The organism is Thiohalobacter sp. IOR34, assembly GCF_030406045.1.
Classification (GTDB): domain Bacteria; phylum Pseudomonadota; class Gammaproteobacteria; order Thiohalobacterales; family Thiohalobacteraceae.
This window is the reverse complement of record NZ_CP128988.1, coordinates 2,613,752-2,626,174: the sequence shown is the minus strand read 5'-3', so window position 1 is coordinate 2,626,174 and position 12,423 is coordinate 2,613,752. Positions and strand designations below refer to the sequence as shown.

The following is a 12,423-nucleotide window of genomic DNA, read 5'->3' as shown; positions in this document are numbered from 1 at the left end:
GGGGAGGAGTCAGGGGGCAGAAGCCAGAAGCTGGAAGCTAGAAGATGGTTGGCGGGCAACGCCCGCCATATCGCGGCCTGGAGGCCGCTCCTACCAGGGTGCCGCCATGCTCCGTAGGAGCGGCCTCCAGGCCGCGATCCCCGGCACGCCTTCATCCGGGGCCTGATGCAATATGCGGGCTAGCCGATCTCCGCGAATACCGCCTCTGCTGCCGCCAGGGTCTCGTCGAGGGCCTCGTCGTCATGGGCGGCGGAGACGAAGCCGGCCTCGTAGGCCGAGGGCGCCAGGTAGACGCCGCGTTCCAGCATGCCGTGGAAGAACAGCTTGAAGCGGTCGAGGTCACACTGGCCGACTTGGTAGAAGTTCTCGACCCGTTCGGCCTCGGTGAAGAACAGGCCGAACATGCCGCCGACGCTGTTGGCGGTCATGGCGATGCCGCGGGACCTGGCGCGTTCCACGATGCCGTCGGTGAGGCGGCGGGTCTTCTCGGTCAGCACCTCGTAGAAACCGGGCTGGCGCACGCCTTCCAGGGTGGCGAGGCCGGCAGCCATGGCCATCGGGTTGCCGGACAGGGTGCCGGCCTGGTAGACGGGGCCGAGCGGCGCGATCTGTTCCATGACCTCCCGCCGGCCGCCGAAGGCGCCGACCGGCAGGCCGCCGCCGACGATCTTGCCCAGGGTGGTGAGGTCGGGGGTGACGCCGTAGACGCCCTGGGCGCAGCCCAGGCCGACGCGGAAGCCGGTCATCACCTCGTCGAAGATCAGCACCGTGCCGTATTGGTCGCAGATCTCGCGCAGCCCCTCCAGGAAGCCGGGCACCGGCGGGATGCAGTTCATGTTGCCCGCCACCGGCTCGACGATGATGGCCGCGACTTGGCCACCGACGTGGGCGAAGGCCTCCCTTACCTGGTCGAGGTTGTTGTATTCCAGGGTGATGGTGTGTTCGGCCAGGGCCACGGGCACGCCCGGCGAGGTGGGCACGCCCAGGGTCAGGGCGCCGGAGCCGGCCTTGACCAGCAGCGAGTCGGAGTGGCCGTGATAGCAGCCCTCGAACTTGACGATCTTGTCGCGGCCAGTGAAGCCGCGAGCCAGGCGGATGGCGCTCATGGTCGCCTCGGTGCCGGAACTCACCATGCGCACCAGCTCCAGCGAAGGCAGCAGCTCGCACAGCAGGTCGGCCATGCGCGTCTCGATCTCGGTGGGGGCGCCGAAGCCCAGGCCCCTGGCGGCCGTGTCCTGCACGGCCTTCACCACCTCGGGGTGGGCGTGGCCGAGGATCATCGGTCCCCAGGAGGCGACGTAGTCGATGTAGCGCCGGCCGTCGGCGTCCCACAGGTAGGGGCCCTCGCCGCGCTCGAAGAACACCGGCTCGCCGCCGACGCCCTTGAAGGCGCGCACCGGCGAGTTCACGCCACCGGGGATGTGTTGCTGGGCCTGTTGGAAGAGTTCGTGCGATTGGGTCATTTTTCAGAAGCTCGAAGTTAGAAGTTAGAAGCTGGGCGCCGAAAGCCGGGAAGTGGAAGCCGGGAAGGGAACCCTCCAGCTTCCAGCTCCTAGCTTCTGGCTTCTCCAAACATATCCGCAAACCGTTCCGCCGCCGCCTCGATGTCCGGCTGGCCGAAGACGCCGTGCACCACCGCCAGCATGTCCGCGCCGGCAGCGATCAGCTGGCCGCCATTGTCCGGGGTGATGCCGCCGATGGCAACCAGCGGCAGGCCGAGTTCGGCTTTCGCCTCCTGCAGCAGGGCGGGTGATGCCGGCACCGCGTCCGGCTTGGTCCGGGAGGGAAAGAACCGGCCGAAGGCGAGGTAGTCGGCGCCGGCCGCGGCCGCTTGCCGGGCCCGCTGCAGGTCGTCATAGCAGGAGACGCCGATGACGGCCTCTGCGCCGAGACGGCGGCGCGCCGTTTCCAGTGCGCTGTCCTCGCGACCCAGGTGTACGCCATGGGCGCCGCAGGCCGCGGCCAGCTCGACGTCGTCGTTGACCAGGAACAGTGCGCCCTGCGCGCGGCACAGCGTGGCCAGGGCCGTCGCCTCGGCCAGCCGCCGCCCGGCGGCGTCCGACTTGTCGCGGTACTGGACCACCCGCGCGCCGCCGCGGAGGGCCGCGGCCACGGCCGTCGTCAATCGGCCGGGCGGGATGAGCCCGCTGTCGGTGATGGCATAGAGGCCATGGAGTCTGTCGTCAGTCATGCAAGGATCGGCTGTTGTGGTGCGGCCCGTGTGGCGGTTGTCCCCGATCGCGGCCTGGCGACCGCTCCTACAATAAACCGCGCCCCGTAGGAGCGGCGTCCACGCCGCGATTCCGGCGGTACACCCCATCGCGGCCGGGAGGCCGCTCCTACAAACAAATCATGCCGCCGTGCCCCTGTAGGAGCGGCGTCCACGCCGCGATTCCGGCGGTACACCCCATCGCGGCCGGGAGGCCGCTCCTACAAACAAATTATGCCGCCGTACCCCTGTAGGAGCGGCGTCCACGCCGCGATCGGCCCGTGGCGGCGAGCATCCATCCGAGAGGCTCCAGCCCGCACCCGCAAAGGAGGTTTCCGTTTTTTTCCGTGGATTCCGTGGCTATCAATCTTTTCGCGGGTTTCGCGGGTTTCGTGGCCATCGTCGGTTCCGCCTGACGAGGCCACGGCGGGATTCGCCGCCGCTCAGTCTTGGTCCGCCCGGGCCCAGAACAGCCGGTTGGGCAGGGCCTGGCCCATGCCGAGCTGGTAGCCGTGTTTCAGTGCCTCCCAGGTGTATTCCTGGGCCTCGTGCAGGGCGGTGAAGGGTTCCAGGCCCTGGGCCAGCAGGCCGGCGGTGCTGGCCGCCAGGGTGCAGCCGGAGCCGTGGTAGCTCGCCGGCAGGCGTTCCCAGGTGAAGCTCTCCAGCAGCCGGTGATTGCCGTACAGCCGGTTGACCACGTGTTCGGTGTTCTCGTGGGTGCCGGTGATGAGCACGAACTCGCAACCCCGCTCCAGCAGCGACATGGCGCAGGCATCGAGGTTGTCGGCCTCCGGCGAGAGGATGCGGGCCTCGATGCTGTTCGGGGTGAGCACCGTGGCGTGCGGCAGCAGCAGGCTGTCCATCGCCTCCAGGGTCTCGTCGTCAACCAGGCCAGTGCCGGCACCGGTGGCCAGCACCGGATCCAGCACCACGGGAATGTCGGGGTAGTCCTCGAGAATGGCGCTGACGTTCTCGATGATGTCGGCGCTGCCGAGCAGACCGATCTTGATCGCCGCCACCGGCATGTCCTCCAGGACGGCCCGCGCCTGCTCGGCGACCAGCAGCCCGTCCAGCGGCGAGAGACTCTGGATGTCGCGGGTATCCTGCACCGTGAGGCTGGTGATGACCGGCGCGCAGTGGCAGCCGTGGCTGGCCAGGGCCTCGATGTCGGCCTCGATGCCGGCCCCGCCGCTGGGGTCGTTGCCGGAGAGGGCGAGGACGACGGGGACCTTGGAGGGGGCGTGATTCATGTCGGGGAGGCTGCTCGTGTGGGGATGAAGGGGGATTCTACCAGACGCCGCAGCGGCGGATCATTTGTTGTAGACGCGGTTTCCCGGCCGCGGCGGGGATGCCGCCGAATCGCGGCGTGGACGCCGCTCCTACAGGGCACGGCGGCACGATTTGTTTGTAGGAGCGGTCTCCAGGCCGCGATCGAGGGTGGATATCGCCCGCCATCGTCAGGCGGAACCGAGGATAGCCACGAAACCCGCGAAACCCACGAAAAGATGATGGCCACGGAATCCACGGAAAAAACGGAAATCTCCTTTGCGGGTGCGGGCTGGAGCCTCTCGGATGGATGCTCGCCGCCACGGGCCGATCGCGGCGTGGACGCCGCTCCTACGGGGGCATGGCGGCGCGGTTTGTTGTAGGAGCGGCCTCCAGGCCGCGAAACCCTGGAACCACGGCTGTCGCGTTTTACGTTCCCTGCGCCGGCAGGGTGCCCGCCTGTCGCGCCAGCAGGGCCAGACGGGCGGAGGATTCCAGGGAGCAGGTCCATTTGTAGGCCAGATCGAGGGTGTCGCCGCAGGCATAGACGCCGTGTCCGCGGACGATGGTGATGCGCCTGTCCTTGAGGATCTCGGCGACCCGTTGCGGGGCCTCGGCGACGTAGTCCTCGTAGGCGATGTCGGCGATCACCGGCACGGTGCCGAAGTAGGCGTGGCCTTCGAAGTCGACCGGGGTGAAATCCCGCCCGTCCAGGGTCAGGGCGATGCTGCAGGGACCGTGGCTGTGCAGCACCGCGCGGGCGCCGGGATTGGCGCGGTAGACTGCCTGGTGCAGCGGCGTGTCCAGCGAGCCGCCGGCGGGCGGCGGACCCTCGATACGGCCCTGGATCAGGTCTTCGACCCGCAGCCGGTCGGCGCAGGCACCGGTCGGCGTGATCCAGAGGTCGTCCCCGACCCGCACCGAGGCGTTGCCGCTGTGCGAGTCGTTGAGGCCGTAGCGGCGCAGCCAGCGGTAGGTGTCGATCAGCTCCTGGCGGATGTCCATCGGTCTCTCGTGCAGTGGTCGGATCGGCAACCAATGTACGCCATCGGCTGCCGCCTGTCAGCGACTTCCGGGTGTCGAGGACGTGTCATGGACGGGGGTGTATCATGCATGGGCGGGCGCAGGCGATGCGCCGGACAGTCAGTGAGATCAGAGGCAGATTATGCAGGCAACACGAATTCGCGCAGCGGGCTTCACCCTCATCGAGGTGATGGTGGTGGTGGTCATCCTTGGCATCCTGGCGGCCATCGTCGTGCCGCGGGTCATGGACCGTCCCGACGAGGCGCGCATCACCAAGGCACGGCAGGACATCCGGGCGCTGGAATCGGCGCTCAATCTGTACAAGCTCGACAACTACACCTACCCCACCACCGACCAGGGGCTGGAGGCGCTGGTCGAGAAACCCGTCTCCCCCGAGCCGCCGAAGTGGAAGGCCGGCGGCTACATCGACCGTCTGCCCAAGGATCCCTGGGGCCATCCCTACCAGTACCTGAGCCCCGGCGAGCACGGTGCCGTCGACATCTATTCCCTTGGGCCTGACGGCCAGCCGAGCGACGACGACATCGGCAACTGGGATCTCTAGGGCCCGTTAACAGGCCCTGGCAGTTTGGCGATCGTAGCGAGCATGGTGGGGGAGCGAGAACGAATCTTCACGATTTCGAGGCGCATGGTGGGGCTATGCAATGGGAAATCGGGGCGATTCGGGTCGCCCTCCCATCAGCACGGTAGCTCAGCCCTGATGCCACGGACTCCCTCGGCGGCGATGCGTGGCTTCACCCTGCTGGAGCTGCTGGTGGTGGTGGTGATCATCGCCATCATCCTCGGCTTCGTCACCCTCGGCCTCGGTGGCGACCGCCGGGGCGACGCCCTGGCCGATGAGTCGCGCCGCTTCGCCGCCCTGCTGGAACTGGCCAGCGAACAGGCGGTGCTGCGCGGCGAGGAGTGGGGGGTGCGCATCGAGCCGCAGCGCTACGATTTCCTGCGCCTCACCGAGCAGGGCTGGCTGGCGGTGGCGGACGACCCGCTGTGGCGGGTCCGGCCGTTCGCCGGGGGTACCCGGCTGGATCTGGAACTGGAGGGCCGCGAGCTGGCCCTGGCCGAGGCCGAGAGCGAGGAGGATGCGCCCCGTCCCACCCTGTTGCTGCTCTCCAGCGGCGAGATCAGCCCTTTCCTGGCGACCTTCTCCGCGGCCGCCACCGAACAGCGTTTCCGGGTCAGCGGCAACCTGCTCGGCGAGCTGCGCTGGGAGACGCTGGAGGCACCATGAGGGGCTCGTCGCGCCATCGCGGTTTCACCCTGATCGAGGTGCTGGTGGCCCTGGCCGTGCTGGCCGTGGCCCTGGCCGCGGTGGTGCGTGCCGGTGCCGGCTATGCCGCCAACCAGGGCTATCTGCAGCAGCGCAGCTTCGCCCACTGGGTGGCGCGCAACCGGCTGGTCGAGATGCAGCTCGCTGAGCGCTGGCCGCCGACCGGCGAGCGCAGCGACCGGGTGCGCTTCGCCGACCTCGACTGGGTCTGGCGCAGCCGGGTCAGTCCGACCCCGGAAGCCGACATCCGCCGCCTCGAGATCCGCGTCTGGCGCGAGGACGCGGACGAGGACGAGCCGCCGCTCGCCACGCTCACCGGTTTCATGGCCAGGCCCTGATGCGTATGCGCGGCTTCACCCTGCTGGAACTGCTGGTGGCGATGGCCATCTTCGCCCTGCTGGCGATGCTTGCCTATGGCGGCCTGAACAACGTGCTCATGACCCGCGCCGGGGTCGAGGCCCAGGCCGAGGCCCTGAAGCGGCTGCAGCTCGGTTACCGCTGGCTGCAGCGTGACCTGGAACAGGCCGTGCTGCGTCCGGTGCGCGACAGCCTCGGCGACAGCCGGCCGGCACTGCTCGCCGGCGGCAGCTTCGGTACCCTGCTGGCGCTGACCCGCGAGGGCTGGTCCAATCCGGCCGGCCAGCCGCGCAGCCACCTGCAGCGCGTCGTCTACCGGCTGGAGGAGGACCGCCTGCTGCGCGCCTACTGGCCGGCGCTGGACCGGGCGCCGGGCGCCGAGCCGCTGGAAGCGGTGCTGCTGGAGGGCGTGAGCCGGGTCGAGCTGCGCTTTCTCGATCCGGCGGGTGAATGGCGGCCGCAGTGGCCGCCGGCCAACCAGCAGGGCGAGGCCGGCCTGCCGCGGGCCGTGGAGCTGATCGTGGAGACCGACGCATGGGGGGCGCTGCGATGGCTGTTCCGGCTGCCGGACTGAACCGCCAGCGCGGCGTGGCCCTGCTCACCGCCGTGCTGGTGGTGGCGCTGGCCACGGTGGCCGCGGTTGGCATGGCCAGCCGCCAGCAGCTCGACATCCGGCGCAGCGCCAACCTGCTGCAGGCCGACCAGGCGCTGGCCTATGCGCTGGGCGTGGAGGACTGGGCGCGGGTGGTGCTGCGCCGCGACCGGGAGGAGAACCGGGTCGACCACCTCGGCGAGGACTGGGCGCGGCGGCTGATGCCGCTCGCCGTGGAGGGCGGGATGCTGACCGGTTTCGTCGAGGACCAGCAGGGGCGCTTCAATCTCAACAACCTGCTGGTCGATGGCCGGCCCAGCGAACCCGACCTGGCCCAGTTCCGGCGGCTGCTGGAGCAGCTGGATCTCGATCCGGGCCTGGCCCTGGCGTTGCTCGACTGGATGGATGCGGATCTGGAGCCGCGCTTCCCCGGCGGGGCGGAGGACGATCTCTACCTGCTGCGCACCCCGCCCTACCGCGCTGCCAACCGCCATCTGGTCAGCCCCTCCGAACTGCGCCTGGTGGCGGGGTTCGATGCCGCCGTGGTGAGCCGTCTGGCCCCCTATGTCACCGCCCTCCCGGCTCGTACCCCGATCAATGTCAACACGGCCCCTGCCCTGGTGCTGCAATCCCTGCATCCGGCGCTGACCCCGGCGGATGCCGAGCAGCTGGTCGAGGGTCGCGGCGACGAGGGCTACGCATCGGTCGATGCCTTCCTGCGCCAGGAGGTGTTCGCCGGCCGCACGCTGGACGCCGGCCGGCTGGCCGTTTCCAGCCAGTACTTCCTGCTCCGGGCCGAGGTGCAGCTGGGTACCGCCCGCCGCCGCCTTGAGAGCCTGCTGCAGCGCGATGCCAAGGGCCTGCGCTGCCTGCTGCGCAGCCGCGGGGACTGGTGAGGCCGGGGGCTTTCCGGTAAGGTCGGCAGCCAGACGCGGCTGCGACAAACGACGAATACCAAGAGGACCGATAACAAGGCCGCTGGTTCGATCTCGAGGTGGGGAGGGTATGACTGACACATTGCTGATCCGGCTCGCCGCCGATCCCGGCGCCGAGGTGGACTATGCCCTGATCGGTGGCGACGGCCGCCTGCTTTCGCCGCCGCAGCCCGCCCCGCTGGCGCAGCTCGCCGCCCAGGCCAGCGGTCGGCGGACCCTGGTGCTGGTGCCGGGCGATGCCGTGCTGCTGACCCGGGCCCGGGTGCCCACCCAGAGCAGTGCCCGGCTGCGCCGTGCCGTGCCCTATGCCCTGGAGGAGCAGCTCGCCGAGGACGTCGAGCGGCTGCATTTCGCCATCGGGCCGCGCGACGCCGAGGGCCGGGTGGCGGTGGCGGTGGTTTCCCGCGAACGGATGGACGATTGGCGCGATCGGCTGGCCGCAGCCGGTATCGAGCCCGATGCCCTCTATCCCGAGACCCTGTTGCTCGAGCCGCCGGCCGATGGCTGGTCGCTGCTGGTGGAGAACGCGCGTTGCCTGCTGCGCGGGCACGATGCCCAGGGCCTGGCCTGTGACCTGGACATGCTGGCCGCCATGGCCACCCTGTTGACGGGCGAGGCGGGCTCGCGCCTCGCTGTGCGCCTCTACCGTCCGGCCCGCGGTGCCCCGGCGGAACTGCCGGCCGTGATCGAGGTGCGCGAGACGCGGGACTGCAACACCACCCTGGAGTGCCTGGCCGCCGGTCTCGGCCAGGCGGATCTCATCGACCTGCAGCAGGGCGACTACGACCGTCGCGAACGCCTCGGCCAGTTGTGGCGGCCCTGGCGGGCCGTCGCCCTGCTGGCCCTGGCGCTGGCGGTGACCGGGCTGGCGGAGCTGGGCCTGCGCTACCAGCGGCTGCAGGCCGAGCAGGCCGAGCTGCGCGCCGAGCAGGAACAGATCTATCGCGACACCTTCCCCCGGGCGCGGCGGGTGGTGAAGCCCGTGGTGCAGATGCGCCAACAGCTGGAGGCCCTGCGCCGCAGCCAGGGGCAGGCCGCCGACAGCGGTTTCCTGACCCTGCTGGCGACGACCGGCGAGGTGCTGAAAGCCAGTCCCGGCGTGCGGCTGGAGGGCGCCGGCTTCCGGGACGGACGGCTCGACCTCAAGCTCAGCGCACCCGACCTGCAGCGGCTGGACCGCCTCAAGCAGCAATTGGCGGCGCGCGGCCTGCGGGTCGAGATCGCCAGCGCCACGGCCGGTGACGGCCGGGTGCAGGGCCAGCTGCGGATCCAGGGAGGCAGGGCATGAAGGAGTGGTTCCTGGGGCGCAGTCCCCGTGAACAGCAGGCGCTGGTGATCGGCACCGGTCTGCTGCTGATCCTGCTCGGCTGGGCCCTGCTCTGGCAGCCCTTGGCCGACCGCGTCCAGCGCCTGGAGGCGCAGCTTGCCGAACAACGCCAGCAACAGGCCTGGATGCGCCAGGCCGCGGCCGAGGTCAAGCGCCTGCGGCAGGCCGGGGGCGGGCGGACGGTCACCGGTCTTGGTGGCCGCTCGCTGCTGGCGGTGGTCGACCAGTCGGCGCGCAGCGCCGGTCTCGGTACCGGCCTCAAGCGGGTCGAGCCCGAGGGCAGCGGGCGGGTCCGGCTGCGGCTGGAGGACGTGCCCTTCGATGCCCTGGTGCGCTGGCTGGCGCAGGCCGGTCGGCAGTTCGGTATCCGCGTCCATGCCATCAGCGTGGAACGCGCCAAGGCGGCGGGGCGGGTCGATGTCCGCCTGACCCTGGACGCCGGCGCTTCATGAGACGCCTGCTGCGCCGCCTGTTGCCGGCGTTCCTGCTCTACCTTCTGTTCCTGCTGGCGACCCTGCCGGCCCGGCAGTTGCTGCCGCTGCTGCCCGAGTGGCTGCATCTCGCTGAGGTGACGGGCAGCGTCTGGGCGGGCAGTGCCGCGCAGTGGCAGGCCGGCAGTCTGCGCGGCGGGCCGTTGCTCTGGTCGCTGCGGCCGCTGGCGTTGCTCGGCGGGCGCCTCGAATATGACCTGGCAATCCAGATGCCCGGTGGCAGCGCAAGGGCGCGCCTCGGGCACGGATTGGCCGGCGATGGCTATCTGCGGGATCTGGCATGGACCCAGGATGCGGCCGGATTGCCGGCGCTGCCCTGGGGCGGGGTGCGCCTTGGCGGGGAGCTGCGGCTGGATGTCGAGCTGGCCGAGTTCGAGGCCGGTTGGCCGCTGCAGCTCGACGGTCGACTGCGCTGGCAAGACGCGGCGCTGCGCGCGCCGCTGCAGCTGGCGCTTGGCAACCTCCAGGCGCGGCTGGACGTCGATCCCCAGCGGCGGCTGCGCGCCCGTATCCAGGACGACGGCGGCCCGCTGGAGGTGGTGGGCAGTGCCTGGTTGGCGCCCGACCATGGTTACGGCATCGACCTGCAACTGCGCGCGCGCCCCGGCGCCGATGCCGGCCTGGTCGACACCCTCGGCCTGCTCGGCCGCCCCGATGCCGCCGGCCGCCACCGCCTCGAGCGCCAGGGACGGTTCCAGTGGTAGAGGCGGCATTGCCCGCCGTGGGGAAATCGCGGCCTGGAGCCCGCTCCTACAAAAAATCGCGCCGCCATGCCCCGTAGGAGCGGCCTCCAGGCCGCTCCTACGATGCTTTACGTGGATTCCGTGGCCATCGACCGTTTCGTGGGTTTCGTGGCCATCGTCGGTTCCGCCTGACGACGGTGGTAATCCCATCGCGGCCTGGCGACCGCTCCTACAAAAAATTGTGCCGCCAGGCCCCGTAGGAGCGGCCTCCAGGCCGCGATGGCAATCCCCCGAGGCAGGGTTGCCATCGCCTGCTATACTTGCGCCTCCGCCTAGCCCGTGCACGCATCCATGGCCAAGAGCAGAAAGAAGAAGGTTCGCCTCACGCCCGAGACCAAGTGCAGCCATTGCCCGGGCACCAAGTGCTGCACCTACATCACCCAGAAGATCCCGGGACCGCGCTCTCGGGACGATTTCGATCATTTGCTGTGGCAGCTCGCCCACCGCGACGTGCAGGCCTACCGGGACAGCAGCGGCTGGTACCTGTTGATCAACAGCCCCTGCCGCTTTCTGGAAGCGGACGGGCGCTGTGGCATCTACGCCACGCGGCCTCAACTGTGCCGCGACTATTCCAACGACTACTGCGAGTTCGATGCGCCCGCCGAGGAAGGCTTCGAGCTGTTCTTCGACGGCTACGAGAGCCTGCTCGCCTATTGCCGCCGTCGCTTCCGGCGCTGGGAGCAGCGCTTCGAGTCCCCCTGATCGCGGCCTGGCGACCGCTCCTGCGACAAATCGTGCCGCCGCGCCCCCCGTAGGAGCGGCCTCCCGGCCGCGATTGGGTGGTATCCCTGATCGCGGCCTGGCGACCGCTCCTACGACAAATCGTGCCGCCGCGCCCCCTGTAGGAGCGGCCTCCCGGCCGCGATTGGGTGGTATCCCTGCCGCGGCCTGGCGACCGCTCCTGCGACAAATCGTGCCGCCGCGCCCCCCGTAGGAGCGGCCTCCCGGCCGCGAATGGGTGGTGTCCCTGCCGCGGCCTGGCGACCGCTCCTGCGACAAATCGTGCCGCCGTGCCCCCCGTAGGAGCGGCCTCCCGGCCGCGATTCGCCCGCATCCCTTTCGCGGCCTGGTGACCGCCTGCACACGGCCCGCAGGGTGGAACCATGCGCAGCATGACCGGCTGTGGTGGGTCCAGGGTCCCTGCTATCATGGCCCCATGTTGCCCTGGAACACCATCGATACCGTCCTGCTCGACATGGACGGCACCCTGCTCGACCTGCATTTCGACAACCATTTCTGGCGCGAACACGTGCCGCTGCGCTATGCCGAAAAGCACGGCCTCGAAGCCGAGCATGCCAAGCAGCAGCTCTTTCCGCGTTTCCAGGCCGTGGAAGGGACCATGGAATGGTACTGCGTCGACTACTGGAGCGAGGTGCTGGATCTCGACATCGCCGAGCTGAAGCGCGAGGTCGAGCACCTGATCCAGGTCCATCCGCACGTCACCGACTTTCTCGACCGCGCCCGGGCGCGCGGCAAGCGCATCGTCCTGGTCACCAACGCCCACCAGAAGGCGCTCGATCTGAAGATGCAGAAGACCCGTCTCGGCGGCCACTTCGACCGGCTGATCTGCGCCCACGACTATGGACAGCCGAAGGAGGATCCGAGCTTCTGGGTCTGGCTGAACGAACGTGAACCCTTCGACCGCGAGCGCAGTCTGTTGATCGACGACAGCCTGCCGGTGCTGCGCTCGGCGCGGCAGTACGGCATCCGCCACCTGCTCGCGGTGCGCCGTCCCGATACCCGCGGTCCGGACCGGGACACGGATGATTTCGAGGCCATCGACGGCTTCGAGGAGCTGCTGGCCGGGCTATAGGACCCGTCCGCTGCCGTCAGGCGGAATTGGCGATAGCCACGAAATCCACGAAACCCACGAAAAGGTCGATGGCCACGGAATCCACGGAAAACATTGTAGGAGCGGCCTCCAGGCCGCGATCGAAGGGCGGGCATCGTCCACCGTCGTCGGGCGGAACCGGCGATGGCCACGAAACCCACGAAAAAGATCGATGGCCACGGAATCCACGGAAAACATTGTAGGAGCGGCCTCCAGGCCGCGATCGAGGTGGCATTACCCGCCGTCGTCAGGCGGAACCTACGATGGCCACGAAACCCGCGAAACCCACGAAAAAGATCGATGGCCACGGAATCCACGGAATCCACGGAAAACATTGTAGGAGCGGCCTCCAGGCCGCGATCGA

14 protein-coding genes are annotated in these 12,423 nt (G+C 69.5%); 10 read left to right on the top strand and 4 right to left on the bottom strand.

Annotation, left to right across the window (positions count from 1 at the left end):
- Nucleotides 1-179 precede the first annotated feature (179 nt).
- The 4 genes from hemL to QVG61_RS12160 form a co-directional block, all read right to left on the bottom strand.
- The gene (hemL, locus tag QVG61_RS12175) at nt 180-1,463 is read right to left on the bottom strand and encodes a glutamate-1-semialdehyde 2,1-aminomutase (RefSeq protein WP_289930911.1); all 1,284 of its coding nucleotides are present in this window, start codon (nt 1,461-1,463) and stop codon (nt 180-182) included.
- Nucleotides 1,464-1,552: 89 nt separating this feature from the next.
- Entirely contained in the window at nt 1,553-2,191 is a 639-nt protein-coding gene (gene thiE / locus QVG61_RS12170; RefSeq protein WP_289930910.1) for a thiamine phosphate synthase, read from the bottom strand.
- Between the two features lie 461 nt (nt 2,192-2,652).
- A complete protein-coding gene (locus tag QVG61_RS12165) occupies nt 2,653-3,459 on the bottom strand; it encodes a hydroxymethylpyrimidine/phosphomethylpyrimidine kinase (RefSeq protein ID WP_289930909.1) in 807 nt (268 codons plus the stop codon).
- A 445-nt stretch (nt 3,460-3,904) separates the two neighbouring features.
- Nucleotides 3,905-4,480, bottom strand: a complete 576-nt coding sequence (locus tag QVG61_RS12160; protein ID WP_289930908.1) for a class II aldolase/adducin family protein — start codon at nt 4,478-4,480, stop codon at nt 3,905-3,907.
- A gap of 160 nt (nt 4,481-4,640) precedes the next feature.
- Here QVG61_RS12160 and gspG point away from each other — a divergent pair, with 160 nt between their 5' ends.
- The 10 genes from gspG to yrfG all read left to right on the top strand — a co-directional run bounded on the left by gspG (nt 4,641) and on the right by yrfG (nt 12,041).
- Nucleotides 4,641-5,060 carry a type II secretion system major pseudopilin GspG gene (gene gspG, locus QVG61_RS12155; RefSeq protein ID WP_289930907.1) on the top strand — a complete coding sequence of 140 codons (420 nt, stop codon included), beginning with the start codon at nt 4,641-4,643 and terminating at the stop codon, nt 5,058-5,060.
- 156 nt (nt 5,061-5,216) lie between these two features.
- Nucleotides 5,217-5,744, top strand: coding sequence for a type II secretion system minor pseudopilin GspH (gene gspH, locus QVG61_RS12150; RefSeq protein WP_289930906.1), 528 nt, complete (start codon nt 5,217-5,219; stop codon nt 5,742-5,744).
- Complete coding sequence (gene gspI / locus QVG61_RS12145) at nt 5,741-6,121, top strand: type II secretion system minor pseudopilin GspI (protein ID WP_289930905.1); 381 nt, start codon at nt 5,741-5,743, stop codon at nt 6,119-6,121. The genes gspH and gspI overlap by 4 nt, the downstream gene beginning before the upstream one ends.
- Nucleotides 6,121-6,714, top strand: coding sequence for a type II secretion system minor pseudopilin GspJ (gene gspJ / locus QVG61_RS12140; protein WP_289930904.1), 594 nt, complete (start codon nt 6,121-6,123; stop codon nt 6,712-6,714). The genes gspI and gspJ overlap by 1 nt, the downstream gene beginning before the upstream one ends.
- Nucleotides 6,690-7,628, top strand: a complete 939-nt coding sequence (gene gspK, locus QVG61_RS12135; RefSeq protein ID WP_289930903.1) for a type II secretion system minor pseudopilin GspK — start codon at nt 6,690-6,692, stop codon at nt 7,626-7,628. Before gspJ ends, gspK begins: the two co-directional genes overlap by 25 nt.
- Nucleotides 7,629-7,737: 109 nt before the next feature.
- The gene (gspL, locus tag QVG61_RS12130; protein WP_289930902.1) at nt 7,738-8,955 is read left to right on the top strand and encodes a type II secretion system protein GspL; all 1,218 of its coding nucleotides are present in this window, start codon (nt 7,738-7,740) and stop codon (nt 8,953-8,955) included.
- The gene (locus QVG61_RS12125) at nt 8,952-9,446 is read left to right on the top strand and encodes a type II secretion system protein M (RefSeq protein WP_289930901.1); all 495 of its coding nucleotides are present in this window, start codon (nt 8,952-8,954) and stop codon (nt 9,444-9,446) included. The genes gspL and QVG61_RS12125 overlap by 4 nt, the downstream gene beginning before the upstream one ends.
- Nucleotides 9,443-10,189, top strand: a complete 747-nt coding sequence (locus QVG61_RS12120) for a type II secretion system protein N (protein WP_289930900.1) — start codon at nt 9,443-9,445, stop codon at nt 10,187-10,189. The genes QVG61_RS12125 and QVG61_RS12120 overlap by 4 nt, the downstream gene beginning before the upstream one ends.
- 330 nt (nt 10,190-10,519) lie before the next feature.
- On the top strand, nt 10,520-10,930 hold the full coding sequence (locus QVG61_RS12115; RefSeq protein ID WP_289930899.1) for a YkgJ family cysteine cluster protein: 411 nt from the start codon (nt 10,520-10,522) through the stop codon (nt 10,928-10,930).
- Between the two features lie 454 nt (nt 10,931-11,384).
- Nucleotides 11,385-12,041 (top strand): GMP/IMP nucleotidase, encoded by a 657-nt coding sequence (gene yrfG, locus QVG61_RS12110; protein WP_289930898.1) that lies wholly within the window; start codon nt 11,385-11,387, stop codon nt 12,039-12,041.
- Nucleotides 12,042-12,423 lie beyond the last annotated feature (382 nt).

What these genes read in the sequence shown, in the direction of transcription:
- hemL (WP_289930911.1), bottom strand. Translation starts at nt 1,463, where the DNA reads ATGACCCAATCGCACGAACTCTTCCAACAGGCCCAGCAACACATCCCC.
- thiE (WP_289930910.1), bottom strand. Translation starts at nt 2,191, where the DNA reads ATGACTGACGACAGACTCCATGGCCTCTATGCCATCACCGACAGCGGG.
- QVG61_RS12165 (WP_289930909.1), bottom strand. Translation starts at nt 3,459, where the DNA reads ATGAATCACGCCCCCTCCAAGGTCCCCGTCGTCCTCGCCCTCTCCGGC.
- QVG61_RS12160 (WP_289930908.1), bottom strand. Translation starts at nt 4,480, where the DNA reads ATGGACATCCGCCAGGAGCTGATCGACACCTACCGCTGGCTGCGCCGC.
- gspG (WP_289930907.1), top strand. Translation starts at nt 4,641, where the DNA reads ATGCAGGCAACACGAATTCGCGCAGCGGGCTTCACCCTCATCGAGGTG.
- gspH (WP_289930906.1), top strand. Translation starts at nt 5,217, where the DNA reads ATGCCACGGACTCCCTCGGCGGCGATGCGTGGCTTCACCCTGCTGGAG.
- gspI (WP_289930905.1), top strand. Translation starts at nt 5,741, where the DNA reads ATGAGGGGCTCGTCGCGCCATCGCGGTTTCACCCTGATCGAGGTGCTG.
- gspJ (WP_289930904.1), top strand. Translation starts at nt 6,121, where the DNA reads ATGCGTATGCGCGGCTTCACCCTGCTGGAACTGCTGGTGGCGATGGCC.
- gspK (WP_289930903.1), top strand. Translation starts at nt 6,690, where the DNA reads ATGGCTGTTCCGGCTGCCGGACTGAACCGCCAGCGCGGCGTGGCCCTG.
- gspL (WP_289930902.1), top strand. Translation starts at nt 7,738, where the DNA reads ATGACTGACACATTGCTGATCCGGCTCGCCGCCGATCCCGGCGCCGAG.
- QVG61_RS12125 (WP_289930901.1), top strand. Translation starts at nt 8,952, where the DNA reads ATGAAGGAGTGGTTCCTGGGGCGCAGTCCCCGTGAACAGCAGGCGCTG.
- QVG61_RS12120 (WP_289930900.1), top strand. Translation starts at nt 9,443, where the DNA reads ATGAGACGCCTGCTGCGCCGCCTGTTGCCGGCGTTCCTGCTCTACCTT.
- QVG61_RS12115 (WP_289930899.1), top strand. Translation starts at nt 10,520, where the DNA reads ATGGCCAAGAGCAGAAAGAAGAAGGTTCGCCTCACGCCCGAGACCAAG.
- yrfG (WP_289930898.1), top strand. Translation starts at nt 11,385, where the DNA reads ATGTTGCCCTGGAACACCATCGATACCGTCCTGCTCGACATGGACGGC.